The organism is Larkinella sp. VNQ87, from assembly GCF_049445795.1.
Lineage (GTDB): Bacteria > Bacteroidota > Bacteroidia > Cytophagales > Spirosomataceae > Larkinella.
In genome coordinates, this window is the sequence record NZ_JBMSDT010000002.1 from 1 (window position 1) to 25,238 (window position 25,238).

At 53.2% G+C, this 25,238-nt stretch carries 23 protein-coding genes; 9 read left to right on the plus strand and 14 right to left on the minus strand.

Going from position 1 to position 25,238, the window contains the following annotated elements:
• Positions 1-384: 384 nt before the first annotated feature.
• A complete protein-coding gene (ytxJ, locus tag ACO2Q8_RS02685; protein WP_423343234.1) occupies positions 385-723 on the minus strand; it encodes a bacillithiol system redox-active protein YtxJ in 339 nt (112 codons plus the stop codon).
• A 65-nt stretch (positions 724-788) separates the two neighbouring features.
• Positions 789-1,088 carry a phosphoribosylpyrophosphate synthetase gene (locus tag ACO2Q8_RS02690; protein ID WP_423343235.1) on the minus strand — a complete coding sequence of 100 codons (300 nt, stop codon included), beginning with the start codon at positions 1,086-1,088 and terminating at the stop codon, positions 789-791.
• A 68-nt stretch (positions 1,089-1,156) separates the two neighbouring features.
• Here ACO2Q8_RS02690 and ACO2Q8_RS02695 point away from each other — a divergent pair, with 68 nt between their 5' ends.
• From ACO2Q8_RS02695 to rsgA, 3 genes are read left to right on the plus strand one after another with little or no spacing between them, the layout of a single operon-like run.
• Positions 1,157-2,413 (plus strand): 3-deoxy-D-manno-octulosonic acid transferase, encoded by a 1,257-nt coding sequence (locus tag ACO2Q8_RS02695; protein WP_423343236.1) that lies wholly within the window; start codon positions 1,157-1,159, stop codon positions 2,411-2,413.
• A gap of 30 nt (positions 2,414-2,443) precedes the next feature.
• Positions 2,444-2,836: a GxxExxY protein gene (locus ACO2Q8_RS02700; protein ID WP_423343237.1), complete on the plus strand. Its 393-nt coding sequence runs from the start codon at positions 2,444-2,446 to the stop codon at positions 2,834-2,836.
• A gap of 47 nt (positions 2,837-2,883) precedes the next feature.
• Positions 2,884-3,810: a ribosome small subunit-dependent GTPase A gene (gene rsgA / locus ACO2Q8_RS02705; protein WP_423343238.1), complete on the plus strand. Its 927-nt coding sequence runs from the start codon at positions 2,884-2,886 to the stop codon at positions 3,808-3,810.
• An 84-nt stretch (positions 3,811-3,894) separates the two neighbouring features.
• Here rsgA and ACO2Q8_RS02710 read toward each other — a convergent pair whose 3' ends face one another.
• From ACO2Q8_RS02710 to mce, 4 genes are read right to left on the minus strand one after another with little or no spacing between them, the layout of a single operon-like run.
• Positions 3,895-5,271, minus strand: a complete 1,377-nt coding sequence (locus ACO2Q8_RS02710) for a cystathionine beta-synthase (protein WP_423343239.1) — start codon at positions 5,269-5,271, stop codon at positions 3,895-3,897.
• Positions 5,268-5,858 carry a hypothetical protein gene (locus tag ACO2Q8_RS02715; protein WP_423343240.1) on the minus strand — a complete coding sequence of 197 codons (591 nt, stop codon included), beginning with the start codon at positions 5,856-5,858 and terminating at the stop codon, positions 5,268-5,270. The genes ACO2Q8_RS02710 and ACO2Q8_RS02715 overlap by 4 nt, the downstream gene beginning before the upstream one ends.
• A complete protein-coding gene (locus ACO2Q8_RS02720; protein ID WP_423343241.1) occupies positions 5,855-6,952 on the minus strand; it encodes an AAA family ATPase in 1,098 nt (365 codons plus the stop codon). Before ACO2Q8_RS02720 ends, ACO2Q8_RS02715 begins: the two co-directional genes overlap by 4 nt.
• Before the next feature lie 41 nt (positions 6,953-6,993).
• Positions 6,994-7,398: a methylmalonyl-CoA epimerase gene (mce, locus tag ACO2Q8_RS02725; RefSeq protein WP_423343242.1), complete on the minus strand. Its 405-nt coding sequence runs from the start codon at positions 7,396-7,398 to the stop codon at positions 6,994-6,996.
• Between the two features lie 173 nt (positions 7,399-7,571).
• On the opposite strand from mce, the gene ACO2Q8_RS02730 reads away from it, so the two are divergent.
• On the plus strand, positions 7,572-7,898 hold the full coding sequence (locus ACO2Q8_RS02730) for a HesB/IscA family protein (RefSeq protein ID WP_423343243.1): 327 nt from the start codon (positions 7,572-7,574) through the stop codon (positions 7,896-7,898).
• Positions 7,899-8,069: 171 nt separating this feature from the next.
• The gene (locus tag ACO2Q8_RS02735) at positions 8,070-8,642 is read left to right on the plus strand and encodes an acyl-CoA thioesterase (protein WP_423343244.1); all 573 of its coding nucleotides are present in this window, start codon (positions 8,070-8,072) and stop codon (positions 8,640-8,642) included.
• Between the two features lie 67 nt (positions 8,643-8,709).
• Here ACO2Q8_RS02735 and ACO2Q8_RS02740 read toward each other — a convergent pair whose 3' ends face one another.
• From ACO2Q8_RS02740 to ACO2Q8_RS02750, 3 genes are all read right to left on the minus strand, one after another.
• Positions 8,710-9,141 carry a nuclear transport factor 2 family protein gene (locus tag ACO2Q8_RS02740; protein ID WP_423343245.1) on the minus strand — a complete coding sequence of 144 codons (432 nt, stop codon included), beginning with the start codon at positions 9,139-9,141 and terminating at the stop codon, positions 8,710-8,712.
• 80 nt (positions 9,142-9,221) lie between these two features.
• Positions 9,222-10,181 carry a methylenetetrahydrofolate reductase [NAD(P)H] gene (gene metF, locus ACO2Q8_RS02745; RefSeq protein ID WP_423343246.1) on the minus strand — a complete coding sequence of 320 codons (960 nt, stop codon included), beginning with the start codon at positions 10,179-10,181 and terminating at the stop codon, positions 9,222-9,224.
• A gap of 127 nt (positions 10,182-10,308) precedes the next feature.
• Positions 10,309-10,521 (minus strand): response regulator transcription factor, encoded by a 213-nt coding sequence (locus tag ACO2Q8_RS02750; protein WP_423343247.1) that lies wholly within the window; start codon positions 10,519-10,521, stop codon positions 10,309-10,311.
• Positions 10,522-11,244: 723 nt separating this feature from the next.
• Here ACO2Q8_RS02750 and ACO2Q8_RS02755 point away from each other — a divergent pair.
• The gene (locus tag ACO2Q8_RS02755; RefSeq protein ID WP_423343248.1) at positions 11,245-12,336 is read left to right on the plus strand and encodes a ScyD/ScyE family protein; all 1,092 of its coding nucleotides are present in this window, start codon (positions 11,245-11,247) and stop codon (positions 12,334-12,336) included.
• Positions 12,337-12,407: 71 nt separating this feature from the next.
• Here ACO2Q8_RS02755 and ACO2Q8_RS02760 read toward each other — a convergent pair whose 3' ends face one another.
• Both ACO2Q8_RS02760 and ACO2Q8_RS02765 read right to left on the minus strand, forming a co-directional pair.
• Positions 12,408-13,157 carry a hypothetical protein gene (locus tag ACO2Q8_RS02760; RefSeq protein ID WP_423343249.1) on the minus strand — a complete coding sequence of 250 codons (750 nt, stop codon included), beginning with the start codon at positions 13,155-13,157 and terminating at the stop codon, positions 12,408-12,410.
• A gap of 189 nt (positions 13,158-13,346) precedes the next feature.
• On the minus strand, positions 13,347-14,630 hold the full coding sequence (locus ACO2Q8_RS02765; RefSeq protein WP_423343250.1) for a M20/M25/M40 family metallo-hydrolase: 1,284 nt from the start codon (positions 14,628-14,630) through the stop codon (positions 13,347-13,349).
• A 239-nt stretch (positions 14,631-14,869) separates the two neighbouring features.
• Between ACO2Q8_RS02765 and ACO2Q8_RS02770 the strand changes: the two genes are divergently transcribed.
• The 3 genes from ACO2Q8_RS02770 (at position 14,870) to ACO2Q8_RS02780 (ending at position 18,912) form a co-directional block, all read left to right on the plus strand.
• On the plus strand, positions 14,870-17,155 hold the full coding sequence (locus ACO2Q8_RS02770; protein ID WP_423343251.1) for a choice-of-anchor Q domain-containing protein: 2,286 nt from the start codon (positions 14,870-14,872) through the stop codon (positions 17,153-17,155).
• Positions 17,156-17,238: 83 nt separating this feature from the next.
• Positions 17,239-18,258 carry a zinc-binding alcohol dehydrogenase family protein gene (locus ACO2Q8_RS02775; protein WP_423343252.1) on the plus strand — a complete coding sequence of 340 codons (1,020 nt, stop codon included), beginning with the start codon at positions 17,239-17,241 and terminating at the stop codon, positions 18,256-18,258.
• Positions 18,259-18,318: 60 nt separating this feature from the next.
• The gene (locus tag ACO2Q8_RS02780) at positions 18,319-18,912 is read left to right on the plus strand and encodes a PepSY domain-containing protein (protein ID WP_423343253.1); all 594 of its coding nucleotides are present in this window, start codon (positions 18,319-18,321) and stop codon (positions 18,910-18,912) included.
• Positions 18,913-18,990: 78 nt separating this feature from the next.
• Here ACO2Q8_RS02780 and ACO2Q8_RS02785 read toward each other — a convergent pair whose 3' ends face one another.
• The 3 genes from ACO2Q8_RS02785 to ACO2Q8_RS02795 form a co-directional block, all read right to left on the minus strand.
• Complete coding sequence (locus tag ACO2Q8_RS02785; RefSeq protein ID WP_423343254.1) at positions 18,991-21,396, minus strand: TonB-dependent receptor; 2,406 nt, start codon at positions 21,394-21,396, stop codon at positions 18,991-18,993.
• Between the two features lie 74 nt (positions 21,397-21,470).
• On the minus strand, positions 21,471-22,022 hold the full coding sequence (locus ACO2Q8_RS02790; RefSeq protein ID WP_423343255.1) for a hypothetical protein: 552 nt from the start codon (positions 22,020-22,022) through the stop codon (positions 21,471-21,473).
• Positions 22,023-22,142: 120 nt separating this feature from the next.
• Positions 22,143-25,214 carry a VPS10 domain-containing protein gene (locus ACO2Q8_RS02795; RefSeq protein ID WP_423343256.1) on the minus strand — a complete coding sequence of 1,024 codons (3,072 nt, stop codon included), beginning with the start codon at positions 25,212-25,214 and terminating at the stop codon, positions 22,143-22,145.
• Between the last annotated feature and the right edge of the window lie 24 nt (positions 25,215-25,238).

The following is a 25,238-nucleotide window of genomic DNA, read 5'->3' on the forward strand; positions in this document are numbered from 1 at the left end:
CCACACGCGTATACTATCTTCGCTGAGCAATTGCACGGGCTACAGTAGGAAAATGGATTCGACACCCAATCAACCTCTGTGGTCCGTTTTGCATTCAATCAAGCTAAAACTTTAGACAGCTTCATCAACATAACCCCGGAGGGGTGTAATGTTCATAGCAAAACGGATTGTATTATTTTTTAAGCTCCGGAGGAGCGCCCTTGGTCCGCTAGAACGCTCCTCCGGAGCTTGTTGCCGGAAACACGATAATTCGGCTATTGACATTCAACCCCTCCGGGGTTACCGGATGACGACAATTTTTAGCTTTGCTGATTTCGTTCGAGCCACAAAAAAAGCGCCTGGTCCTGGAAGACGCAAGCGCTGATTTCTGCCTTGATTGTTGGATTATACCGATACGACCTGTTGCTTCAGATCATCGAATGAAATGTCGAAATGCGAGGCATCGTAAATGCATTCGCCGTTCTGAATCAGTAAAACCTGGGGCGACTGATGGCCGACGCCGAAGTCTTCAGCCACCTGGCTCGACACCGGGCGGTACGAAATCAAATCCAGGTAATAGGGTTTGATGCCGACCGAATCGCTCCAATTGCGCTCTAAACGGCTCAACGCCGTCGAACTGATGGAGCAGCGGGTGCTGTGTTTGAAAATCAATACCGGCTGTTGGGCTGATTCTTGCTTAATCTGGTTTAATTGGGCGTTGTCTTGCAGTTTGTTCCAGTTCATGATGCTTGTTCACACGTAACTACGAGCATATAAGCCAGATAGCCAAAAAAAAGTTTCGCACCGACTCAGGCAATTTTTAATTTTTCCACCATTTCACCCGACATTTCATCGGCATACGGCCCGTAGGCGCTGACGAGTGTTCCTTTCTGGCCGTCCTTCGATTCGATGGCGTACAATACCGTGTTATCATCCGGGTTACTCATTCCCTCGAAACGGTATACATCCGTAATATGAAATTCCTCGGGTCGGAGTTGCAGGTCTTTATCCCGGCAAACCAGGCAGTCGTTGGCCAGGTTAAAGTCGAGGGTATAGCCTTTTTTAGTCAGGTCTTCGAGGGCTTCGACGAGCGTGTCGTACGTTTGCATGGCGTTATGAGTTAAAAGATCCCGATTGAGTTTGTAGTTTTACGGACACGAATCAACAACTCGCTCCCTTGCTTTCTACATTGTATACGACCTCCATCCGACTGTATCAGGCTGCGCTTGGGGTTGCGTCGCTGTTTCATCCCAAAGCCCGGCTGGCCGTACAGGGCCGTCGCGGATGGATGGAGCAAATTAACGCAAAATTGGCTGATAATTCCGCACCGATTGCCTGGTTTCATGCGGCTTCGCTGGGGGAATTTGAGCAGGGTCGGCCGGTCATGGAAGCGTTTCGGCAACAGTATCCGGGGTATACAATTCTGTTGACGTTCTTCTCGCCCTCGGGCTACGAAGTCCGGAAAAACTACGCCGGGGCCGATTTTGTCGTTTATCTACCCTTCGATACGCCCGAAAACGCCCGGCAATTTGTCCAGCGGGTCAACCCGGCGATTGCGTTTTTTATCAAATACGAGTTCTGGTACCATTACCTGCGGGAACTGAAAGCCCGCAACATTCCGGTCATTTCGTTCTCGGCCATTTTTCGACCCGATCAGATTTTCTTCAAACCGTACGGCGGTTTTTACCGCTCGTTTCTGCGTTTTTTCGACCACATTCTGGTGCAGAATCCGCAATCCGTCGAACTCCTGAAAGGCATTGGTGTCACTCAGGTGACGCTGGCGGGCGATACGCGCTTCGACCGCGTGAAGCAGGTGGCCGATGCCAGAAAAGATATTCCGGTTGCCCGGCTCTTCAAAGATGAAAAACCGTTGCTGGTCGTCGGCAGTGCGTGGCAGGCCGATCTGGACGTGCTCATTCCGTTTCTGAACCGGTTTGATCAACCGCTGAAAGTCATCATTGCGCCCCACGAAATCCACGACGACGAAATCGAACGCTGGCGGAGCCAGCTTCCCGGCCAAACCGTCCGGTTTTCGGAAGCGGCTCATCAGGTTACTCTCGCGCCGTTTCAGCATCTGATTATCGACAATGTCGGGATGCTCTCGTCGCTCTACCAATACGGCGAGTTTGCGTACATCGGGGGCGCGTTCGGGAAGGGGCTGCACAACATCCTGGAAGCCGCGACCTTCCGAATGCCGCTGTTTTTCGGGCCGAACTACGGCAAGTTTCAGGAAGCCGTCGATCTGGCGAAGGCCGGAGCGGCTTTTCCGGTTTCTGACTCCGCTTCGCTGGAGACGGCTTTTCGTACGCTTTACGAGGATTCGGCGGCTCTGGCAAAGGCTTCGTTTACCTCCGGCGATTATGTTACCCGGAATACCGGTGCTACGTCTAAAGTGATGGAGGTAGTCAAGGGCCTGGTTATTTCGCGGAGTTGAGCAGAGTTTAACAGAGATTAGCGGAGAAATATGGAGGATAGTAAATTGTCGTATCAGATCATCAGAGGGGCCATTGAGGTGCATCGAGCGCTCGGGCCGGGTTTATTGGAATCCGCTTATCAGGAATGCTTGCAGTATGAACTGAGCGAATACGGTTTGTATGTTGAACGGGAAAAACCGATGCCCATTGTCTATAAAGAAGTTCGGCTAAATCACGGGTACCGAATGGATTTACTGGTGGAAGGTCGAATCGTAGTCGAGACAAAAACCGTTGAAGCCTTAACCGACGTTCATTTTGCCCAGCTACTCACATACTTAAAATTAGGTCAATTTCGCTTAGGTTTATTAATCAATTTTCACGTAACCTTGTTAAAGGAAGGAATCAGCCGAGTTCTAAATCCGGAATTGAAAAACTCTGCTTAACTCTATTTTACTCTGCTAAACTCCGCGAAATAACCCAAACAAAAGCTTTGCAAACCGGCTTAGTCATACGTTCCACCGGCTCCTGGTACGAAGTCCGCAACCACGACGGACACATTTACCGCGCCCGGCTGAAAGGCAAATTCAAGATCCAGGGCCTGAAAGTCACCAACCCGATTGCCGTCGGCGACCGCGTGCAGTACGAGTTGGAAGATGAACTCGAAAATACCGTCGTCATCACCGACATCGAGCCCCGCGAGAATTACATCATCCGCAAGTCGGTCCACAAAACCGCCCACGGCCACATTCTGGCCGCCAACATCGACCAGGCCGTGCTGATCGTCACGCTGGCGTTTCCGCGCACCTCGCTGGGTTTCATCGACCGGTTTCTGGTCACCGCCGAATCGTTCCGCATCCCGACGACGCTGGTGTTCAACAAAGCCGACATCCTGAAGGACGAAGCACTGGAATACCAACGGGAAATCATCGAAATGTACGAACAGATCGGCTATCCATGCCTGGAAACATCGGCTACGGAGGGCGAAAACGTGGTTGTCTTCCGGGACTTGTTAGACCAGAAAATCAGTCTGTTATCCGGCCATTCGGGTGTTGGCAAATCGTCGCTGGTCAATGCTGTCGCACCGGATTTGCAACTTCGCACGAATGAAGTGTCGACCTTTGCCAACAAGGGCGTTCACACCACGACCTTTGCCGAAATGTTCGAAATTGCACCCAACACGTTCATCATCGACACGCCGGGGATCAAGGAGTTGGGGCTGGCGGATATGGAAAAGGAAGAAATTAGCCACTATTTCCCCGAAATGCGCGACCGCCTGAACCAATGCCGGTTTCACAACTGCCTGCACATCAACGAACCCGGCTGCGTCATCAAAGAAGCCGTCAACGACGGTGCTATCGCCGAAAGCCGCTACTGGAGCTACCTCGGCATGGTTTCGGGCGAAGACAACCGGAAATAGACTTAAGAATGAAGAGTTAAGAGTTAGCTCTGCCAGGTTATAAACTTTGGGCGGAGCCAACTCTTAACTCTTCATTTTTAACTCTTAATTTGTGATAGCAGCGAGTAAGTCGGCCTGGGTGATGATGTGGACTTGCTGGTTTTCGTCGCGGACGAGCAGGGCTTTGTTGTCGCGGTCGATGAGGGAGGAAAGCACATCAACGGTATTGTCGAGGGCGACGAATTTAAACGGTTTGTCCATCACCTCGCCCACGCTGAGGTCTTTCACGGTCGGGTCTTCGATCAGTTTGCTGAGAATGGTCGAGTCGGTCAGACTTCCGACAATATCACCGTCCGCGTCGGTCACCGGAATCTGCGAGATGCTGTGTTGATTGAGCAGCCGGATGGCGTCGCCCACTTTCAGTTCCTGACCGACGGTTTGCAGCCGGCCTTTTCCGTTCTTGCTGCGAACAATGTCGCGGGCCGTCGAAAACTCGCGCGATTCCAGAAAACCGTGGTCCTTCATCCAGACATCGTTGTAGATTTTCGCCAGGTAGCGCGTCCCGTGGTCGGGCAGCAGGATCACCAGCACATCGTCGTCGGCCAGGTGTTCGTGGGCCCACTCCAGTGCCCCGTGCACCGCCGAACCCGTTGACCAGCCCACAAACAGCCCTTCCTCTTTCGACAACCGCCGGGCCATGATGGCCGCGTCTTTGTCGGTCACTTTCACGAAATGATCGATCAGACTGAAATCGACGTTTTGCGGCAAAATATCCTCGCCGATGCCCTCGGTCATGTACGGATAGATTTCGCGCTCGTCGAAAATGCCGGTTTCCTTGTATTTCTTGAACACCGAACCGTACGTATCGATGCCCACCGTCACGACGTTTGGATTCTGTTCTTTCAGGAATTTGGCCGTTCCGCAAATCGTTCCGCCGGTGCCGACGCCCGCGGCAAAGTGCGTGATTTTACCCGCGGTATCGCGCCAGATTTCGGGGCCGGTGGTGTCGTAATGAGCCGCCGTGTTCGAGAGGTTATCGTACTGGTTGGGGTAAATCGAATTCGGAATTTCGCGGTTCAGTCGTTTGGCCACTGAGTAATACGAACGTGGATCGTCGGGTTCTACATTGGTCGGGCACACCACCACATCGGCCCCCACCGCCCGCAGAATATCGATTTTCTCCTTCGACTGCTTATCGGCCATCGTGAAAATGCACTTGTAGCCCTTGGCAATGGCCGCCAGCGCCAGTCCAAAACCGGTGTTGCCGCTCGTGCCCTCGATGATGGTCCCTCCCGGCTGAATAACCCCGGCTTTTTCGGCATCTTCGATCATCCGAATAGCGATCCGGTCTTTCACCGAGTTCCCGGGATTGAAATACTCGACCTTCGCCAACACCGTCCCCCGGATGCCTTTGGTCACCTTGTTCAGCTTCACCAGGGGCGTATCGCCGATGGTATCGATGATGGAATTGTAATACTTCATGCTTGTGTGGTTTTGTGGTTATTCAGAAAGGTAACAACTTGCTGGTGAAAGTGCTTAAAACTTTCGGAACGGCTTTCCAGCCAGTAGACATCCAACGATTGTACCAGCTTAGACACTTCTTCTAATTGCTTATCAATTTTGATTGATCCTCCATAAACCGCCCGTTTAGCATCTCGCCGGTCAAATTGCTCGAACGATACGTTTTTAGTAGACAAATGATTGTCTTGTCTCCATTTTAAATACCAAAGCCAGTGTTCAATGCACTGCACGGGAACAACCAAAATAGCCTGCGGATAACTTTGGCAAATCCCGGCTAACTTACTGATCAGGCTATCCACTTTCTTTCTATCACCTGAATCGGCATCTCGCCCTACGAACAGGGTTCCAAGCTTAAATTTTGTAAAGCCTTTCCGCAAAGCATCGGGCAATGTATTCTCTACTTCTTTGGCAGTAGTGGTATGGATTTGCCAGCCAAAATCTTCATCTTTCTCAAACCGTCCGGTGAAACATAAATTCAGATAAGCATCTAGAAAATGTCTCTGTGGCATATCTTCACACAAAAGACCATAGCGAATCGGCTTTATCATCGCGGTACTCCTCCTAAAAAGCCAACTTTCCAGGCTTCTCCCAAACCATTTAAATATTGAGGAGGATCGATACCTAATCGCTTGCTTTCCTCCGTTTCTGGTTGAATAATATCTGTATATAGGTTTTTAATATGGGTTGCGCCCTCATCATCTTTATCAAAAATAAAAACGCTTTCTGGCAAATCTTTAAACATATCGACTACAACAGGGCTGTGTGTAGTCATGATTACCTGAATATCCTTGTCTTCTGCCAAGGCAAAAATAAAATTGATAATTTCCTCAATTCGGCGCGGATGAATACCTTTTTCAGGTTCTTCAAGCAGGAGGATTTTAGGAGGGTTGGGTTGATTAATGATGCAAAGAAGAGCGATGAAATACAAAGTCCCTTCGGAAAGTTCATCCGCCCAATATATTACGCCCTTCTTACCATCAGTCAATCCTATTCGCTTATAAGTAGCGGGTCCATAAATCTTTATCAATTCCTCAGTCGGCTCCACACTTTGAAAATTAATTTCTGTAAACTCAGAAACACATTTATTTAAATCCGCTCTGATTTGTGCGAAGACTTGTGGTTTTTCATCTCTTATATAATCAAAAAAGGCAATTAAATTAGATGCGTCAGCATTGATAATTTGGGCACCCCGCCCTACTGGTGCTGGTCTATCTAGTTTATTTGGGTCTGGTTTATATAAAATTATATTACCACAAATTCTATATAAACTCACCATATTTAACTGATGCTCATAATGCATATCCTCCTTCTTTGTATCTATACTTTTGGAAGTACCTAAAAAAACAGAGTAAAATTCTCCTATGTTTTCATCATCTACCCAATCTAATATTACATGGTCATATTCACCATGTTCTCCAATATATGTTAAGTGAATATTAACTGCTTCCGAAAAATCCTTTTTATAGTGATCATCATAATCAATATCTTCTTTCTCAATAACGACCTTTTCAATGGTGCTAAACGCCTTCAAAAAATTCGTCTTCCCCGAGTTATTCGGGCCGATCAATAAATTAACTTTCTGAAGATCGAGCGTAACGTCTTTCAGGCTTTTAAAATTCTGTATGGAAACGCGCTTTAGCATTTTTATATCGTAGTTAATCTTTCAATCCGTGTAATCCAAGTTCAGACAATCTCCTGACACAACTCCACCAACACGCCGTTCGTTTCTTTCGGGTGAAAAAAGCAGACCAGCTTATTGTCAGCGCCCCGTTTCGGCGTTTCGCTGAGTGGGGTGAACCCTTCGGCTTTCAGGCGCTCGATTTCGGCGTAAATATCCGCGACTTCGAACGCCAGGTGGTGGATGCCTTCGCCCTTTTTTTCCAGAAACTTCGCAATCGGGCTGTCAGGCCGGGTGGCTTCCAGCAGTTCGATCTTGGTCTGGTTGACCCGGAAAAACGAGGTCGTCACCCCCTCCGACTCCACGGCTTCCGACTTGTACGGTTTTACGCCCAACAGCTTCGTAAACAGCGTATTCGAAGCTTCCAGGCTCCTCACCGCAATGCCGACATGTTCCACATTTGTCATCATTTCCCTGATTACCTCTGATATTCCCTGATTAACCCTGTGTAACAACTCGCCCCAAATTAAAGGTTATTTCACAGAGTTTATCAGGGAATATCAGAGGTAATCGGAGATTTTGGGGGAAACTTTTCTTTTCCGGTCACGGTTTTTACCTTAGCGTCCAACAATTACGTACTCCCATGGTTTCGGTAACGGAAAAAGCAAAAGATAAAATTATAGAACTTCGCCAGAAAGATGGTCTGAACGATAACTACGCCATCCGCGTGGCCGTACAGGGTGGCGGCTGCTCCGGTCTGATGTACGATTTGCAATTCGACACGACGCAGCAGCCCACCGACCACATTGTCGAAGACAAAGGCATTAAAATTTATGTCGACCGCAAAAGCCTGCTTTACCTGGCCGGCACGGAACTGGATTTTTCCGATGGCCTGAATGGCAAAGGATTCCAGTTTAAAAACCCTAACGCCAGCCGCACCTGCGGTTGTGGGGAAAGTTTCTCGGTCTAAAGAATTTCTTGATTAGGATTGTTAAAGGCACCGTCGGCTTCCACGCGGTGCCTTTTTATTGACTTGGATTGTCTTGAACTTGGATTACGCGGATTAAAGGATTAACTAGGATGGCTGCCGCAATCTTTTAGATCCTATTAATCTTTTAATCCGCGTAATCCAAGTTCAGATATGCTCCCCAAACCGGTTTCCCATTCCGTCACCACGCTCACCGAGCTGATGATTCCTGCCTACGCCAACTTCGGCGGGAAAATCCACGGCGGTATTCTGCTTTCCCTGATGGACAAAGTGGCTTTTGCCTGCGCATCGAAGCATTCGGGCGCGTATTGCGTGACGGTTTCCGTCGAGGGTGTGAACTTCCGGCAGGCCGTCGAGGTGGGCGAACTGGTGTCGCTGCTGGCGTCGGTCAATTACGTGGGCCGGACTTCGATGGTGATCGGCATCAAGGTGATTGCCGAGAACGTCCGCACCGGCGTCGTCAAACACACGAACACCTCGTATTTCACGATGGTAGCTACTGACGACGACCATAAGCCGACCGAAGTGCCGCCCCTGTTGCTCGAAACGCCCGACGACATCCGCCGGTTTCTGGAAGCCATGAAACGCAAGGAACTCAAAGAAACCTACAAGGAAGAATTCAACAACGAAAAATCCCGGATGCGGATCGAAGACGGCGGACTGGAAGCCTTGAAGAATGAACGATGCACTATTTCTGAACCTGGATTACGCGGATTAAAGGATTAACTCGGATGGCTACCGCAATCTTTTACATCCTAGTCAATCCTTTAATCCGCGTAATCCAGGTTCAGACTTAATTCTGTAAGCGCAGCGACTGCCAGGCGACCATCTGCCATTGCTTCCCTTTTTTGACGTACACATCGGTGTAGCGCAGTTTAGAATTGATGGTCTGGCCGTTGTTGGTGGCTTTCACCAGGCAAATACCGCTGATGACGGCGGTATTGCCATACAGATGGACTTTCTGCTCCTGAATGTCAATGGCTTCGTAACTCTGCTTGCCGTCCTTGAGCGACTGGATGTACGACTGTTTGCCGTCCTGGTTGCCGTTGGAGTGGTTGTACATCAGGTCGTCGCCCAGCACCTTTTCCAAAACCGCATAGTTTTTCGTGACCTGCGCATCAAACCGTTCTTTCTCAACGGCCAACACGGTTTTTTCGTCGGCCGACGATTGCGCGTAGGCAAACGGGGCGGTCAGTAAGCAGCAAAAAAAGATAAAGGATTTCATAGTAAAAGAGGGTTTAGGAATGCGTTTGTAGGGGTTAATGAACTGTCGAAGCCAAACCGGGTACCTGAAAAACCGGTCGTTTAGAAAATCTCCCGGGCTATCTTAATGATGTTATCGGATTTCCCCATCGTGTAAAAGTGCAGGCCTGGCACACCAGCCTGAGCCAGTTCGCGGCTTTGCTGAATACACCACTCGATGCCGACCTGCCGCGCCTGGGTGTCGTTCTCGCAGGCTTCGACAGCTTTCACGAGGTCTTCCGGCATCTGGAGGTGAAACAGCCGGGGTAGCACCTGCAATTGTTTGCGCGTACTCAGCGGTTTCAGGCCCGGAATGATGGGCACGGTAATACCCGCTTCCCGGCATTTTTTTTCGAAGGCAAAGAACTTCTGATTATCGAAAAACATCTGCGTCACGATGTAGTCGGCCCCGTTGTCGATTTTCAGTTTCAGGTAATTGAAGTCGGTTTCGAAATCAACGGCTTCAAAGTGCTTCTCCGGATAGGCTGCCACGCCAATGCAGAAGTTACTCGGCGTCATGGAATGATCTCCTTCGTGCAGGTAAACGCCCCGGTTCATGTTGGCAACCTGCGCTACGAGCTCGCTGGCGTACGAATAACCGTTCGTTTTGGGCTTGAATGTGTCGAATGGTTTGGCCGGATCACCGCGCAGGACCAGCACATTATCAATGCCCAGGTAGTGCAAATCGATCAGAAAGTCCTCGGTTTCTTCTTTGGTAAAGCCGCCACAGAGAACGTGCGGCACCGGATCGACGCCGAATTTATGCAAAATAGCGGAGCAAATCCCGACTGTTCCGGGCCGTTTTCGGGTGATGATTTTTCGGATGGTACCGTCGGGTTCGGGTCGTTCGATGTACTCTTCGCGGTGGTAGGTGACGTCGATGAAAGGCGGTTTGAACTCCATCAACGGCTCAATGTTGTCCAGCAGATTTTTGAGGTTGTCGCCTTTGATTGGGGGAATAACTTCAATTGAAAAGATCGTTTTTCCGTTTGCCTGACGGATGTGATCAGAAACTTTAGCCATGTGGTGTTTTTTTGGAACAGTAGATCGGCTCCGATTTTTCAAAGCCAAAAAGATAAAGCGTGCGGCTGTAGTTACCACCCAGCCGCACACCGCCACAAAAGTACGGGAAAAATCGGAGATAGTCAGGTCACAACGTGACAAGCCCAGAACGAATGGCCGTTATTGCCATGCCGACCCGGCTTTTGACCTGCATTTTCTGAAAAACCGCTTCCCGGTAGCCATCGACGGTTCGGGCGCTGACGCACATTTTATCGGCAATTTGAACGTAGGTGAGATCACTGCACGCCATGCGGATAAAGGTAAGCTCGCGGTCACTGAAAGGGAACGTAGAGGAGGTCATGTTAAGCTAACGTTTCAGGTTACAAACAAGCGATTGGTGCTATCGATTGATAGGTACTAAATACGGATGCATAGGGTCGTTGTTGAGTGGTGTACCGTTGGACGGAGCAACCCGGTTGAAGAAAGCTCCTGGTACCGGTTTGGGTAATCTGACTGATTCCTTTTACACAACAGCATCCCAAGCTACGCCGAAACGGTAGCGAGATACGTCTTTTCACAGACACCCAACTCAGGGAATATGCAGAGTTAGGTACGATAAATCCGAAGGAATCACGAAGTGGGGTTAGTCAATGGCCTGAAATTAAACGAATTCGAAGCACAACGCAAGTACTATCCTCCTATTTTCGACTGGTAATTTTACTCAAATAGGCTTTACTCCCGTCAAATTGTATCTTTCCCGGCTATATGTTAGACAACAGCTTCTATAAATCAACGATTTAACCGCCTAATAAATTAAGAAAACCGGATAAACCGACAAATTAAGAACCGGATAGACCGACAGTCTTTATGGCTTCAAACGGCCCGATACAACCCGCTTTACGGATTGAAATACCTTTAAACCGGTTGATCGTTAAAAAATGCAGTTACATCCTCAAAAAATGTCACCAGATAATAAATTAAGTCAACGAACACCGGACTCATCCTCTAACTTGCGCCTATTCTACTCGGCCAGATCTAGCCTTGATTATCTGTAATTTATCCACTTTCTTAATTGTTTCCGCGTATGACGAATAAACCTACTCCCTTTCGGTCGTTGCTGGCCTGGCTGCTCGTCAGCAGTTGCCTCTTTACGGTAACCAGTTGCCTGGTAAAAGTGCAGGACCACCAGTTTCCGAGCCCAAAAACACTGGCTGCCGTTCAGGGACCACCCGTAGCAGCCGGTTTGCTCTACCCAATCGGGATTACCGAAGATCCCAAAGGGCATTTGTGGGTGACAGAAGCCGGTAGCGGTACCGTCAACAATGGACAGGTGTCGGTAATTACGCCAACGGGCAAATTTCCTGTTATCACCGGTTTTGTCTCGGCCATGAGCCCCGAAAATTCGCCGGAAGGACTGAACCATTTGGCTTACAAAGATGGAAAACTGTACATTCTGCACGGGGTGGAAGACAAACTGTACATCGTTGACGTATCAGCGTTTGTGCCGGGCAGCAGTGCGCCCATCGCGGCCGGTTCGCTGACCGGCATCGACATCGGCACGTATGTCAAAGGGCAACATCCCAACGCGCCCGATTCGCCCGATTCAAACCCATACAACCTGACCTTCGGCCCGAACGGTGACCTGTTTATTACGGACGCGGGTGCCAATGCCATTGTCCGGCTTGAGAAAGCCAGCAATTTCATGACCATGAGCATTTTTGCCACCTTCCCGGATGTGACTAATCCGATTTTCGACCCTACACAACCACAAAACGGCCCACCGACCATCGACGCCGTTCCGACCGGCATTGTCTACAACGGAACCGACTTCCTGGTCACAACGTTGGTGGGCTATCCTTTCCCCGCCAATAAAGCCTCCATTTACAAGGTGAACGCGATGGGCACGGCAACGGTTCATAAAACCAACTTTTCGGGCCTAACCGACATTGCTTTGACGCCCGGCGGAAAGGCTCTTGTTACCGAGTTTGGCTTTTCGACCACGCCCCGCATCGCCAACGGCGATGTGAATGGCGACGACGCAGGAAGTACAGTGTTAGGGTTGGGAACACCGCCTTACGTAACCCCGGTCGACATTCTGGTTAGCAACACGGCGGACACCTATTATGTCCTGTTTTACGGCCCGGGGATGATCGTCAAACTGAGTGCGACGGAATAAACCGGCCTTCTCATAGACAATAAGCGCCTTCCCGAACCGTCCGGGAAGGCGCTTGCATTTTCGGGTAAAAATCAAAATGTCAGCAAAAGACCCGCCGACGCGTAGTTAATCCAGGTAAACGTATAAATTTCATCGGTATCGGCTCCACCCTCCACGACCCGGTAGCCAAGTTTCAGGCCAACAGAAGGAGTAGCCCGATACGTCGCTCCCAGAAAAATATCCTCGGCCCGCCCAGCACGAGCTCCCAGCGCATCGCCTTCCAGCAGAATGCCCCAGCGGTTTCCGGGCGAGTAGGCCGCATAGAAATTCAACAGCGGCACAAACCCGACATTGTCGAAATCGGTTTCCCGCCCTTCGCCTTCAAACCGGACGTTGGCATCCCGGATTTTGGCCGTAAATCCGGCCCCCACCCGCCAGCGGTCGCGAACTACAAAATCGTAACGATACGTCAGCCGGTAGGAATTGAATTTGTAATCGGTCGTTGTGGGCTGCCCCGCCGGAAAAACGAGGTTGTTAAAATTAACGTCGCGGTCAAACGTGCCCTGGTACCGAACCGTCAGCGGAGCATACAGGGCCGAAATGGTGTGCCGGTTGGCAATGGTGTACGAGAGCCTCGCCCGGTAAAAAACCTTTGGGTCGGCGCTCAACTGCTTCGACAGATCGACCAGCGTACCGCCCCGGTTCGGAATTCGGACGTTGTTGTAGGAGGTACCGAGAACCAGCCCCGATTCCAGATCAATCTTGAGCTGTGCCTGAGCCGATCCGGCCATCAGCAGAAATAAAACCGGAATCAGTCTCCGGCAAAGTGAAAAACCGTTCATCGTTTTTGGGATGTGGATACTTCCTAAACGGGTTCCGGTTTAAATGGTTTCCGGTGTTCGGTGTTCGTTATTCAGTGTTCGTTATTCAATATTCAATATTCGCTATTAACCTCACGAGTGAGATGGCAGCATTTTAATATCGAATATCGAATAACGAACACCGAAAACCGTAAACTGAATACTGTAAACTCACCTCGTCAGGCGGTAGAGCAGCACGGCCGCCCGTTGAATCAGCACCGGATATTCTTTGAGGTTAATGCTTTCCTCAATGCTGTGTGCACCTTTACCCGATGCGCCCAAACCATCCAGACAAGGCAGGAATTCGGCCACGAACGAGACGTCGCCCGCTCCCCGCGAACCCGGATCACCCGATTGGACCGGCCCGATGCCCATGTCCCGGCTGACCTGATCGACAATCCTGCGCAGATTTTCATTCTTTTCCGATGGCTCCATCGCCGGAATCCCGTCCTGAAACGTAATGGTAGCTTTTGTAATCGGCAGACTCTTTTCCACAATTTCCCGCATCCGGGCACGGGCGCTTTCTTTCTGTTTTTCTGAGATAAACCGCAAATCGCCTTTCACCATCGTCAGGGGTGCCACGATGTTTGTCTTTCCAGAGGTTTCGGCTTTGGCCGTTTTTTCGTCGTATTTGATATCCGAACCGCCGACGATCAAACCGGGGTTAAAGGTCAGGTACTGCTCCTGCCCCAGTACGCGTCGGAATTCGTTTAGAATCCGGGCGGTTTCGAAAATAGCCCCGTAGCCCAGGTCGCTGAACACCCGCGACGAGTGGCCGGTTCGGGAAACCACCTTTAGTGTCCAGCTACTCGAACCGCGCCGACCGGTGGTTACGTGCGTAAGCCCCTGTGCGCCTTCGAAGGCCAGGGCAATGTCGCATTTTTTGGCCCGTTCGATGAAATCCCGGCGACTTTCGGAGCCTCCGCTGCTTTCTTCGTCGCCCGTAAAATAGGCCGTGATCGACACATCGTCGAGCAACCCGTGGGTGTGCAAGGCCTTAAGAGCCGCCAGAATCAGCACGTTGCCACCTTTGATGTCGTTGGCCCCCTGGCCCGTTGCCGTCGAGTCGTTTACCCGCGTGAAGGGTTCAAAGGGCAGGCTTTTTTCAAAAACCGTATCGAGGTGGCCAATCAGAAACAGCTTTTTTCCGCGCTTGCCCTGCCGGGTTGCCACCAGATGCCCGGCGCGGTTGAGCGAATCGGGCAGCGATACCCAATCGGTTTTGAAGCCCAACTTTTCAAACTCGGCCGCCAGCAGGTTGCCGTTCTCCCGGACGCCCGCCAGGTTGAGCGTGCCGCTGTTGATGTTGACGGTTTTTTCCAGAAACTTCTCGGTTTCGGGCTGGTTTTGCCGGGCCGTTGCAATGATTTTTTTCTCAATGGACGAAAGCGACTGGCTGTAGACGCTGGGTGCCAGTCCGAGCAGGAACAATAGGTTGAAGTAGATTTTCTTCATCTCGTGCGATCAACAGGTTGTGTCTCAAAATAAGCAGGTTCTTCCAGAAAACCGCCTTTGCCGCCAACCCGGATCAAAAAAACTGCACGCCCCCCTGACCGTTCGCTCATTTACCCGGCTTCTTTCTGATTTGATCGGCTAAACCCGCCTTTTCGTCCGGCCAATCCGGCTGTTTCAGCCCGCCCGGCTACGACCCGGTAATTTTACCTCCACAGAACTTATTTCAGACAACATCACTGATGAAAAAGAATTTACTTCTTCTGCTTTTGAGCCTGTTGAGTTTTTCGACGTTTGCTCAGAAAAAAATCTACGTCACCGAAAGCGGCTCCGGCACGGGCGACGGCAGCAGTTGGGCCAATGCCTACAACAAAAACCAGCTTCAGCTCGCCATTGACGAGGGTTATCAGAACAGTCCGGCCGAGGTTTGGGTTGGAGAAGGTGTTTACAAGCCCATCAATCCCAGCTTTTATTTGAGTGACAATGTAACTATTTACGGTGGTTTTCCGGCCAACGGCGGCACGATGGCCGACCGCAACCCGACGGCATTCCCGACTGTGTTGAGCGGGGAAGCCGGTGTGGAAGGTGACTGGGCCGACAACCTGAAACACGTCATTTTCACGATGAATGCCAGCAATGCGGCTATTCTCGACGGCTTTGTCATCACGGGCGGCAACGCTCCGGTGGGGCAACCGGCGGGCGGAGGGATTTATATCGACGGTGGCAACCCGGTTATTCGGAATTGCCGGCTTATCAACAACCGGGCCATCCTGGGAGGAGCCATCGGCACCTACAATGCCAATCCGACCATCATCAACTGCACGTTCATCAATAATGTTACATCCAGTTCCGGCGGGGCTATTCTCAATTACGGTTCAGCCAGTTACAACGCCAATCCGGCCATCATCAACTGTACCTTTTACAACAATGAATCCAGCAGCGGGAAGGCTCTTTATAATTACGGCGCGGCCGGTCACGCCAGCCCCGTGGTCACCAATTGTATTTTCTGGAACACGGGTGGAGCCGCTGCCATCAACAGCGAGCCCGGTAACAGCATCGTGGTTCAGTATTCGCTACTGGAAACGACCAGCAACTACACCGATGGGGGCAACAATGTGCTCAATCACGATCCGAAATTTCTGGATGCCCCCAACAACGACCTGCGGTTGTCGCCCTGCTCTCCGGCGATGAATTCGGGTCTGAACTCCGCTAATCCGCTCGACAAAGACCTGGCCGGACAAAACCGCTTTCAGGAAAGCAGCATTGATCTGGGCGCTTTCGAATCAGCCATGTTGGCAACGCCTAACCTCTCGTACAACGGCCAGACGAACATCACGGTGAATCAGGGTGCTTCGAACGTTGTGCTGAACGCCCCGAACTGCTCCGGCGAACTCGCCTGGGTCCGCACCAATCCGCTGGCTTCAGGCACCGGAGCCATCACGGTTCCGACCAACCTGGTAGCCACCTACGTTTATACCGCCGTCTGCAAGGTTGGCTCCTGCGTCAGTCTGCCGGCCAGTGCTACCGTGGTGGTGCAGGCCGGTCAGGAGCCGCCCGTGGTAACCGGAAACTTCGACGGGTACCTGGATAAAGTCGAGTGCGGCACCATGCGCGGCTGGGTCTGGAACAAAGACACTCCCAACACGCCGGTTTCCGTCGAGTTCTTCGCCGACGGCCAGAGCATCGGCACCACCCTGGCTGACATCTACCGACAAGACCTGAAAGACGCCGGAAAAGGCAACGGCCACCATGCCTACAGCTTCCCAACGCCCGAAAGCCTGAAAGACGGCCAGAACCACAGCATTTCTGCCAACGTACTTGGCACTAATTACACGCTCAAGTGGGCACCCAAAACGCTCAACTGCCCGGCCAGCGGCAACCCGAACCCCAATCCTAATCCCGATCCGGGCAACCCGCCCGTCAGCGGAAACTTTGAAGGCTTTCTGGATAAAGTCGAATGCGGTTCGTTCCGGGGCTGGGCCTGGGACGCCAGCCAGCCCAACACCCCGGTTTCCATTGAGTTCTTCGCCGACGGCCAGAGCCTCGGAACCGCCCTGGCCGACATCTACCGGCAGGACATCAAGGATGCCGGGAAAGGCAACGGAAAACACGTTTACTTTTTCCCCACACCCGCCAGCCTGAAAGACGGCCAGAACCACACCATCTCGGCCAAAGTCGCTGGCTCGAACTACACGCTCAAGTGGGCACCCAAAACCCTCAATTGCCCGAGCGGCAGTCGCCTGGCGACCGAATCGGCCGAAAACCGGCAGCCCTGGGCGGTGACGGTGCTGGGCAATCCGGTGACGGGCCCGGAAATTGAGTTGGAGGTGCAAAATGCACAGGGTCAGTGGCTGCGGATTCAGCTCACCGATCTGACAGGAAAACCGGTCGCGGATACCTGGCTGGAAGTGACCCAGGCTCGTCAGCAAACCCGGCTGGCGATCGGGACAAACCCGGCTGCGGGTCTATATCTGCTGCGGGTGGCCGGGCCAAGGCAGGTCCGGACGGTAAAAGTCCTGAAACGATAAGGCTTGTTTTGACAATTTCTCCTTTCTTTGCAACGCAGCCGACGAACCAGCAAAAAACCGGGTCGTCGGCTGACTGTTGATAAATGGAACAATTAGTTTGCACCACCCCCGGCCAGTTTGAATACCGCACCGGCATCAAACCGGACATGATGCCCGGTCACGCCATTCTCCGAATCCGGCGGATTGGCATTTGCGGCACCGACCTGCACGCGTTTGAAGGCACGCAACCGTTTTTTGAATACCCTCGCATCCTGGGCCACGAACTGGCGGGCGAACTGGTCGACTTCGACGACGCCCCCGGTTTTGAGCAAGGCGAAACCGTTACAATTCTTCCTTATTTCTACTGCGGCACCTGCGTGGCCTGCCGAGCCGGAAAAACCAACTGCTGCGCCCAACTGAAGGTTGCGGGCGTTCACATGGACGGTGGGATGGTCGAGTACCTGCGGGTGCCGTCCTATTCGCTGGTCCACGGCAACGGCCTGAGTCTGGACGAGTTGGCCCTGGCCGAACCGCTGTCGATTGGCGCGCACGGCGTCCGGCGGGCTGATGTGCAGCCCGGCGAGTTTGTGCTGGTGATCGGAGCCGGACCGATTGGTCTGGGCGTGATGGAGTTTGCCCGCATCGCCGGGGGTCAGGTGATTGCGATGGATATCAATGAAAACCGGCTGGCGTTTTGCCGCGAAAAATTACGGGTTCCGCATACCATCGACGCGCGCTCGGCGGATGTGGTCGAACAGCTTCGCAGCCTCACCAACGGCGATATGCCCACGGTGGTCATCGATGCAACGGGCAGTTTGAAAGCCATCAACAACGCGTTTCAGTACCTGGCGCACGGCGCACGGTTTGTGCTGGTCGGCCTGCAACGGGGCGACATTAGCCTGAGCCACCCGGAATTTCACAAACGAGAAGCCACACTGATGAGCAGCCGCAACGCCACTCGCCAGGATTTCGAGCATGTTCTGAATTGCCTGAAACAAGGACTGATCGATCCCGTTACCTACATCACCCACCGCGTTCGATTCGGGCAGGTGAAAGACCAGTTTGCGAGTTGGCTGAACCCCGCCAATGGGGTTATTAAAGCGATGGTGGAAATAGAAGGTTAATCAGACGGCAAACCTCATGTTTTAATTGGTCAATAGCCTGCGTTTCATTATCTTGCCTGGATGACGAAAGCCCCTAAAGACCGTTCACGCCGACTTCGCTTTTACCGAAAAATTCATGGTGTACTGGGCGGAACGCTCTTCTTCTTTTTTCTGATCATTGCGGGTACCGGTTTGCTGCTGGGTTGGAAAAAGCATTCGGGCGGCTTGCTGCTGGCCAAATCATACGAAGGGACCTCTACCGATCCGAAAACCTGGTTGCCCATCGATTCGCTGCAACGGATTGCGTTCCGGACGCTGCGAGACTCGGTTTCGGCTGACCTGTCAACGGAGCTGGATCGGATCGACATTCGGCCGCAAAAAGGCATGGTCAAGTTCGTTTTTGCGGATCATTACTGGGGCATCCAACTCGATTGCGCCACGGGCCGGGTCCTGCACCTCGAAACCCGCCGGTCGGATTTTCTCGAAAAACTGCACGACGGTTCTTATATCGACGCCCTGCTTCGGTGGGGCGACCAACCCTTTAAGCTTCTGTATACCAGCGTCATGAGCCTTGTGCTCATCATCTTCTGCGTGACAGGCTACGCGCTCTATTACGGCCCGAAACAAATCCGGCGTGAAAAACGCGCCCGGTCTGACAAACCGGTCATTCAATAAACCGGCTTTTCTCCCAACTGCCTGAAAGGGCTATTGCGTAGAACGTTGTAGTCCTTCAGGCAGTTGGTGGAAAAGGTTCTAAAACTTCGCCCGCACGGAAACGATGACATTCCGGCCGGGCGCTGCGATACCCGAACTGTACGGGCGATACCGCTGGTCGGTGATGTTCTCAACGCCGGTATTGACGGAGAGGAAATCCGAAAGCTGGTACTGGGCTTTGATGTTCAGCGTGTACCAATCCGGTGAATACGGTTTTCCATTGGCGTCGATGGCGTACATGTAGCCTTTGCCCTGCTCCTCCTGGGCCAAATCCTGATACCGTACCGGGGCGTTGTAAATCCCGTAGAGATCCAGCCGCAACTTTCGGGCGGTGTAGCTAAGCCGGGTCAGTGCCAACCAGGGAGCCGCGTGCCGGAGCGGGCTGGTACTGCCATCATCCAGTTCTTCTTCTCCTTTCTGGAACGTCACCTGCGACGCCAGTTGAAAACCGGCAGGCAGCCCGATTTCCAGTCCGCCCTGGATACCGTATACCGTTGCTTTGGCGGCATTCTGGATGGCCTGAACCTGACTCCTCTCGCCATTGTAAACAATACTATCCTGGCCGTTCAGGGTAAAATTGCGTCGGACCAGCGCATTGTCCAGCAGTGTGTAGTACGCCGTGAGATCGATTTTTACCCGGCTTCCGAAAACCTTAGCCAGACCCACCTCGGCGTTGTAGGCATACTCGGCTTTCAGGTTCGGGTTCGGAACAACGACCGCGCCCGGTGTCGATTCGAATACTTTCCCGACATCGTCGACGTTGGGGGAACGAAAACCGGTGGACAGATTCGCGCTTAAACTCCAGGAAGAAACCGGGTTGTAGACGAGTCCGAGGCTACCGGTCAGGGCGCCGTGGTTGAGCTTTGCCGTCGTAAACGGAAACGGGTAGAAGGTCGTTTCAAATACCGAGTTCAGGACAAACTGGTTGTAACGAGCCCCGGCCTGAACCGTCACCTGATCGCTCATTTTACGCTGGTACGTCAGATAAGCCGCATACGAGGCCCAGTCCGAAGCCGGATACCGGGGTGGTCCCGGCGTGGAAGCTCCGGTTGAAATATCCAGATTCGTGGCTGTCGAAACGACCTTGTTGTAGATGGCTTCCAACCCGTAAAACAGTTTCTGCCGATCGGTCAGTTGTTTGTTGAAGTCGACACTGGCCGAAAAAGCATTCACGTTTTCGCGGGTTGTCCGCCGTTCCGGATCGTTCAAATCCCGGTCGATGCGGCTTTCCTCAAAGAATTGATGCGCCAGCCGGACCGTCATTTGATCGTAAAGACTGCGCGATTGCGCGTTGGTCATGGTCAGGTGGTTCATCATCCATTTCTGCGGACCATAGTTCCACTCGGCGCTGCGCGGGAGTTTCCCCCGGTACCGCAGCAACCGGTCGTACCGGGCATAGTTGGACGTGGTCGAATACTGAAACCCGTAGTTGAAGTCCCAGCGCTCGCTGGGTTTGAAGCGAATCTTTTGCAACAGGTTGAGCTGCGAATACCCCGTCGGGCGCTGAACCCTTGGATCGGCATTCCGGATCACGCGGTCTTCGCCTTCAATCCGCTCCACGTACTCGGGGCGCAGGTACTCGTCCGGCCCGTGCGACCCCATGCGCAGATCGCCAAACTGGTTGTGCGAAATGCTGGTGGCCAGGCCCCATTTTTGCCAGCCGATCCGGACGTCGGCGTGGCCGGTCAGTTCGCGGTTGGCCGACGAAAACCGCCCCACGACCGTTCCCGACACCAGCGGTTTGGCCTCCGTGGCCAGCCGGGGCGTCAGCGTGTAAAAGCTCATGACGCCCCCGATGGCATCGCTGCCGTACATCACTGATCCGGGTCCGAAAAGAACTTCGGTGTTCTCAATCGAAAAAGGATCGAGGGAGATGACATTCTGCAGGTTTCCGCTCCGAAAAATAGCCGTATTCATCCGGACGCCATCGACGGTGATCAACAGGCGATTGGTCGAAAAACCGCGAATCATCGGGCTCCCTCCGCCCTGCTGGCTTTTCTGAATGAAGACTTCGCCGGATTGCCCGAGCAAATCAGCCGCCGTCTGCGGATTCTGAAAGGCAACCTCTTTGGCGCTGGTCGTCGTAATTTTGACCGGGACCTCCCGGCTGGACTGGTCCCAGCGGTTGGCCGTTACGACCACCTGATCCAGCGAAATAGACGTCGGTTTCAGGTAAACCGTAAAACCGGGCTGAGCCAGTTCGTCGTAGCTGACGGTTTGTGTCTGGTAACCAACCGTCCGGATTTCGATCCGGCTGGCTCCTTTAAAAGGAGAAAGGTCCACCCGGCCCCGGGCGTTGGTCAGGGCGGAGCGTTTCGGATCATCGCTCGAAACCGTTACCAGTTCGAGCGGCCGGGAATCCTCCCGGTCTTTAATGGCGATAACCTGAGCGTAGCTTTTCATACAGCCTCCCAGCATTACCCAAAGAAGTAAGGTTTGTTTCATACCTGAATGGTTCGTTTCACAAAAATCGGGACACACGCATTCCGGTTCGGGTAAGATCGTTACCCTGCCGAAACTTAAAAATCCGTCATGTGAAACGACCCTTCGGGCGGAGGCAGCGCCGGGGCAAGGGAAACCGTGAGAGCCAACGTTTGAATGCGGCCAGCCGCCAACTGCCGGTCATGCCAGCCAATAGCCAGCATTGACCAGGAAGCAAGCTCCTGACAAAGAAAAGGTTGCAGATACGGAAACCGTTCCGTCGAATGCTCGTCCTGCTGGCGGTCTTCTTCCTGGTAGCCCGCCAGCGTTTCCAGATGATGGTTCAAGCGGGTTTCTTCCTGATCCCACCAGCACCGGTAAAGCACACTGTCGCCCGTGAGTATGGTTTCGACCACGTCGTACATCTGCCCCCGGTATTCGAATTCGCGCTCGTGTTCCCAGCGCAACTGGGTTTTGACTTCCGAAACCGCCAGTTTCAGCAGCACCAACCGGCTTTCGTTTTCGCCCGCGGCAAGCCGTTCGGCAACTTGCTGCTTTACCCGAAATTTTTGGACATGCAGCAAGCTGTAGGTTCCCCAGAAAGGCAACCCTAATGTGAACAGGAGCAATATGAGCAGCGACGTTCTCAAGCTGGCAGAAAAACCGTCGGCCGGGCGACATTCCGCAAATCCGGCTGCGGAAAAAACAGGTAAACCAGCCAGTCGGAAACCGCATTCCGACTGGCTGGCACGATGAATGAATGCTTTGTTTTACAGACTTTTAACTGCTTTATTTTTCAGAATCGATTCGAGTTCGCCCAGGTGCTGATCCAGTTCGGCGGAGAGTTCTTCGTACACTTTGTACGACCCAGCCGTCGGTTTGGCATCACCGGTTTCTACGCTGCGCCACAGCGACGCCAGGCGGTTGTTGAGCTTGATCGGAAAGTTAAGCGGGTCCTGACCACTCTGGTTCCGGACCTGGTACAGGTTTTCCTCCACCACACTCAACTGCTCGATCAGTTTTTTATTAGCGGGCGTGTTGGTTTTCGCCAGTTTTTCTTTCAAATCCCGAATCTGCACCACGGCATCGTTGGCTTTGCTGGTTTTGTCGCGGATCTTCATCGCCAGTTGAAACTGTTCCTGGATATCCGACTCCTTCACGTCTTTCAGGCGCGGGTCGAGTTTGATTTCGAACGGCTGCGTAAGGGTTTTGCCCGCCGTCGTCAACCGGATCTGGTACTTCCCGGCCGGAGCCAGCGGCCCCATCGTCGGCCGGGCGCTCCACATAATCATGCCCTTGAATTCGGTGGCGCCGGGGTAGCGCAAATCCCACTCGAAGCGGTTCAGACCGGCCAGTTTGGTCGGCGGTTTTACCCGGGGAGCCCGTGGGTTATCTTCTTCCATCTCGGGCGCAGCGGTTTTCTCGCCGGATGCGGGCTGGTCGACGCTTTCGAAGCTGCGAACCAGGTTTCCGGCGGCATCCAGGATCTCGACTTTCACCTTGTCCGCCGGTTTGGCCAGGTAGTATTGAAAAACCGCATTCTGCACCCGCCGAACCGCGTAATACGGTTTGAACAGGTGAACGTCGGCCTTGGCCACTTCGGGCGAAAACTCGCGGACCGGGGCCACATCGTCCAGCACGTACATCGACCGCCCGTGGGTGCCGATGACCACATCCTTTTCCGTCACGATCAGGTCGGAAATCTGGGTATCGGGCAGGCCCAGTTGCATGGGTTGCCAGTTGTCACCGTTGTTGAACGAGACATAGACGCCGTGTTCAGTCCCGGCGTAGAGCAAACCGGGTTTCGTCAGGTCTTCCCGAATGGTATGGGCGTAATGCCCGGTGCTGATGCCATTGACGATCTTTTTCCAAGTTTTGCCGTAATCGTCGGTTTTCCAGAGATAGGGCGCGCGGTCGTCCATCTGATACCGTTTGGCCGCGATGTAGGCCGTTCCCGGCTTATGCCGCGAGGCATCGATGATGCTGATGCGGGTGTGTTTGGGCAAATCCGGCGGGGTGATGTTCTGCCAGGTTTTGCCGTGGTCGCGGGTGATGTGCATCAGGCCGTCGTCGGAACCGGCCCAGATCGTATTGACATCGTGGTAGGAAGGTGCCAGCGCAAAAACCGTCGCGTAGATTTCGGGGCCGTTCATATCCATCGTAATCACCCCGCCACTTTTACCGAGCGATGCCGTATCGGCCAGGGTGAGGTCCGGGCTGATTTTCTCCCAGCTCTGCCCTTCGTTGGTGGTCATCCAGACGTGTTGCGAACACACGTACAGGCGGTTTGGATCGACGGGCGAAAAAACAATCGGGTACGTCCACTGCCAGCGTTCGGGCAGGGCGCTGGACGGTTCGCCGGAGAAAAACCGGGGGTACACCTGCACATCGCGAATCTGGCCGGTGGCCCGGTTGTAGCGGGTCAGCAAAGCGCCCTGGCTTCCGGCGTAAAAAATATCCGGGTTTTTAGGGTCCTGCGCAATGTAACCGCTTTCGCCCCCGCCCACGTCGTAGTAGCGCTCCGATTTTTTGAGGGAGTTTGACCGGGCTTGCATGTGATTCCAGCCTTCGCTGGCCACCGCCACCGTCGAGTTATCCTGCTGCGCCCCGGCAACGTGGTACGGGAAATCATTCGTGACCGTTATGTGGTACAACTGGGCCGTCGGGAAATTCTCGTCCGTCCAGGTTTTCCCGCCGTTGACCGAAACCGATCCCCCACCGTCGTTGGAGGTCACCATGCGCAGCGGGTCCGCCGGGTCGATCCACAGATCGTGGTTATCGCCGTGGGGCACCGTAATTGTTTTATCAAACTTAACCCCGCCATCGGTCGATTTAAAAAAACCGACATTCAGGCAGTAGACGCCGTCTTTATCCTTCGGATCGGCGTAAATGCGCGAGTAGTAGAACGCCCGCTGGCGAAGTTTTCGCTCCGAATTGACGTACTTCCAGGTCATGCCCGCATCGTCCGACCGGTAAACCCCGCCCTCGTTGGCTTCCACGATGGCCCAGACCCGGTTGGGGTCGACGGGCGAAACCGTCACGCCGATTTTCCCGACCGGCCCTTTAGGCATCCCCGGTTTGCTGGTCAGTTCCGTCCAGGTGTCGCCCCCGTCGGTGGATTTGAATAATCCGCAGGCACCACCGCCCCCCCACATTTTCCAGGGCGTGCGGTATACCTGCCAGATCGACGCGTAAATAACCTTCGGATTGGTCGGATCGATGATGAGGTCGGCGGCCCCGGCTTTGTCGCCTTTGTACAGGACTTTTTTCCAGGTAGCGCCCCCGTCGGTGGTTCGGAAAACGCCCCGTTCTTCGTTCGGCCCGTACGGATGGCCCAAGGCTGCGACATAGACGGTGTTCGGATCGGTCGGGTGAACGCGAACCCGGGCGATGGCCTGCGTATTTTTCAGCCCGATGTTCTTCCACGTCTTACCCGCGTCCGTCGATTTGTAGACGCCGTCACCCTGCATGATGTTCCCCCGAAACTGGGTTTCACCGGTTCCGATGTAGACCACATCCGGGTTGGTTTCCGAAACAGCTACGGCCCCGACCGAGGAGCTTTGAAGCTGGCCGTCGGTAACGGGAGCCCAGGTATTCCCGCCGTCGACGGTTTTCCACAAGCCCCCACCAACGGCCCCGAAATAGTACTCCAGTTTACGCGCCGAACTCCCCGCCGAACCCAGCGAGCGCCCACCCCGGTTGGGGCCGATGTTGCGCCAGGTCATGCCTTTGAAATGAACGGTGTCGACGGCCGTAACCGGCGAAGGCGACTGAGCAGCGGCTGGCTCGGTCAGTAGAATCCCCCCTAAAGCCGCCAGGGTAAGACAAGGGTAGAATTTCATAGATAATGCAATGGTTTTTCGGAG

Coding starts and splice junctions, on each gene's coding strand:
- ytxJ (WP_423343234.1), bottom strand. CDS start 723: ATGAACTGGAACAAACTGCAAGACAACGCCCAATTAAACCAGATTAAG.
- ACO2Q8_RS02690 (WP_423343235.1), bottom strand. CDS start 1,088: ATGCAAACGTACGACACGCTCGTCGAAGCCCTCGAAGACCTGACTAAA.
- ACO2Q8_RS02700 (WP_423343237.1), top strand. CDS start 2,444: ATGGAGGATAGTAAATTGTCGTATCAGATCATCAGAGGGGCCATTGAG.
- ACO2Q8_RS02710 (WP_423343239.1), bottom strand. CDS start 5,271: ATGAAGTATTACAATTCCATCATCGATACCATCGGCGATACGCCCCTG.
- ACO2Q8_RS02715 (WP_423343240.1), bottom strand. CDS start 5,858: ATGATAAAGCCGATTCGCTATGGTCTTTTGTGTGAAGATATGCCACAG.
- ACO2Q8_RS02720 (WP_423343241.1), bottom strand. CDS start 6,952: ATGCTAAAGCGCGTTTCCATACAGAATTTTAAAAGCCTGAAAGACGTT.
- mce (WP_423343242.1), bottom strand. CDS start 7,398: ATGATGACAAATGTGGAACATGTCGGCATTGCGGTGAGGAGCCTGGAA.
- ACO2Q8_RS02730 (WP_423343243.1), top strand. CDS start 7,572: ATGGTTTCGGTAACGGAAAAAGCAAAAGATAAAATTATAGAACTTCGC.
- ACO2Q8_RS02735 (WP_423343244.1), top strand. CDS start 8,070: ATGCTCCCCAAACCGGTTTCCCATTCCGTCACCACGCTCACCGAGCTG.
- ACO2Q8_RS02740 (WP_423343245.1), bottom strand. CDS start 9,141: ATGAAATCCTTTATCTTTTTTTGCTGCTTACTGACCGCCCCGTTTGCC.
- metF (WP_423343246.1), bottom strand. CDS start 10,181: ATGGCTAAAGTTTCTGATCACATCCGTCAGGCAAACGGAAAAACGATC.
- ACO2Q8_RS02750 (WP_423343247.1), bottom strand. CDS start 10,521: ATGACCTCCTCTACGTTCCCTTTCAGTGACCGCGAGCTTACCTTTATC.
- ACO2Q8_RS02755 (WP_423343248.1), top strand. CDS start 11,245: ATGACGAATAAACCTACTCCCTTTCGGTCGTTGCTGGCCTGGCTGCTC.
- ACO2Q8_RS02760 (WP_423343249.1), bottom strand. CDS start 13,157: ATGAACGGTTTTTCACTTTGCCGGAGACTGATTCCGGTTTTATTTCTG.
- ACO2Q8_RS02765 (WP_423343250.1), bottom strand. CDS start 14,630: ATGAAGAAAATCTACTTCAACCTATTGTTCCTGCTCGGACTGGCACCC.
- ACO2Q8_RS02770 (WP_423343251.1), top strand. CDS start 14,870: ATGAAAAAGAATTTACTTCTTCTGCTTTTGAGCCTGTTGAGTTTTTCG.
- ACO2Q8_RS02775 (WP_423343252.1), top strand. CDS start 17,239: ATGGAACAATTAGTTTGCACCACCCCCGGCCAGTTTGAATACCGCACC.
- ACO2Q8_RS02780 (WP_423343253.1), top strand. CDS start 18,319: ATGACGAAAGCCCCTAAAGACCGTTCACGCCGACTTCGCTTTTACCGA.
- ACO2Q8_RS02785 (WP_423343254.1), bottom strand. CDS start 21,396: ATGAAACAAACCTTACTTCTTTGGGTAATGCTGGGAGGCTGTATGAAA.
- ACO2Q8_RS02795 (WP_423343256.1), bottom strand. CDS start 25,214: ATGAAATTCTACCCTTGTCTTACCCTGGCGGCTTTAGGGGGGATTCTA.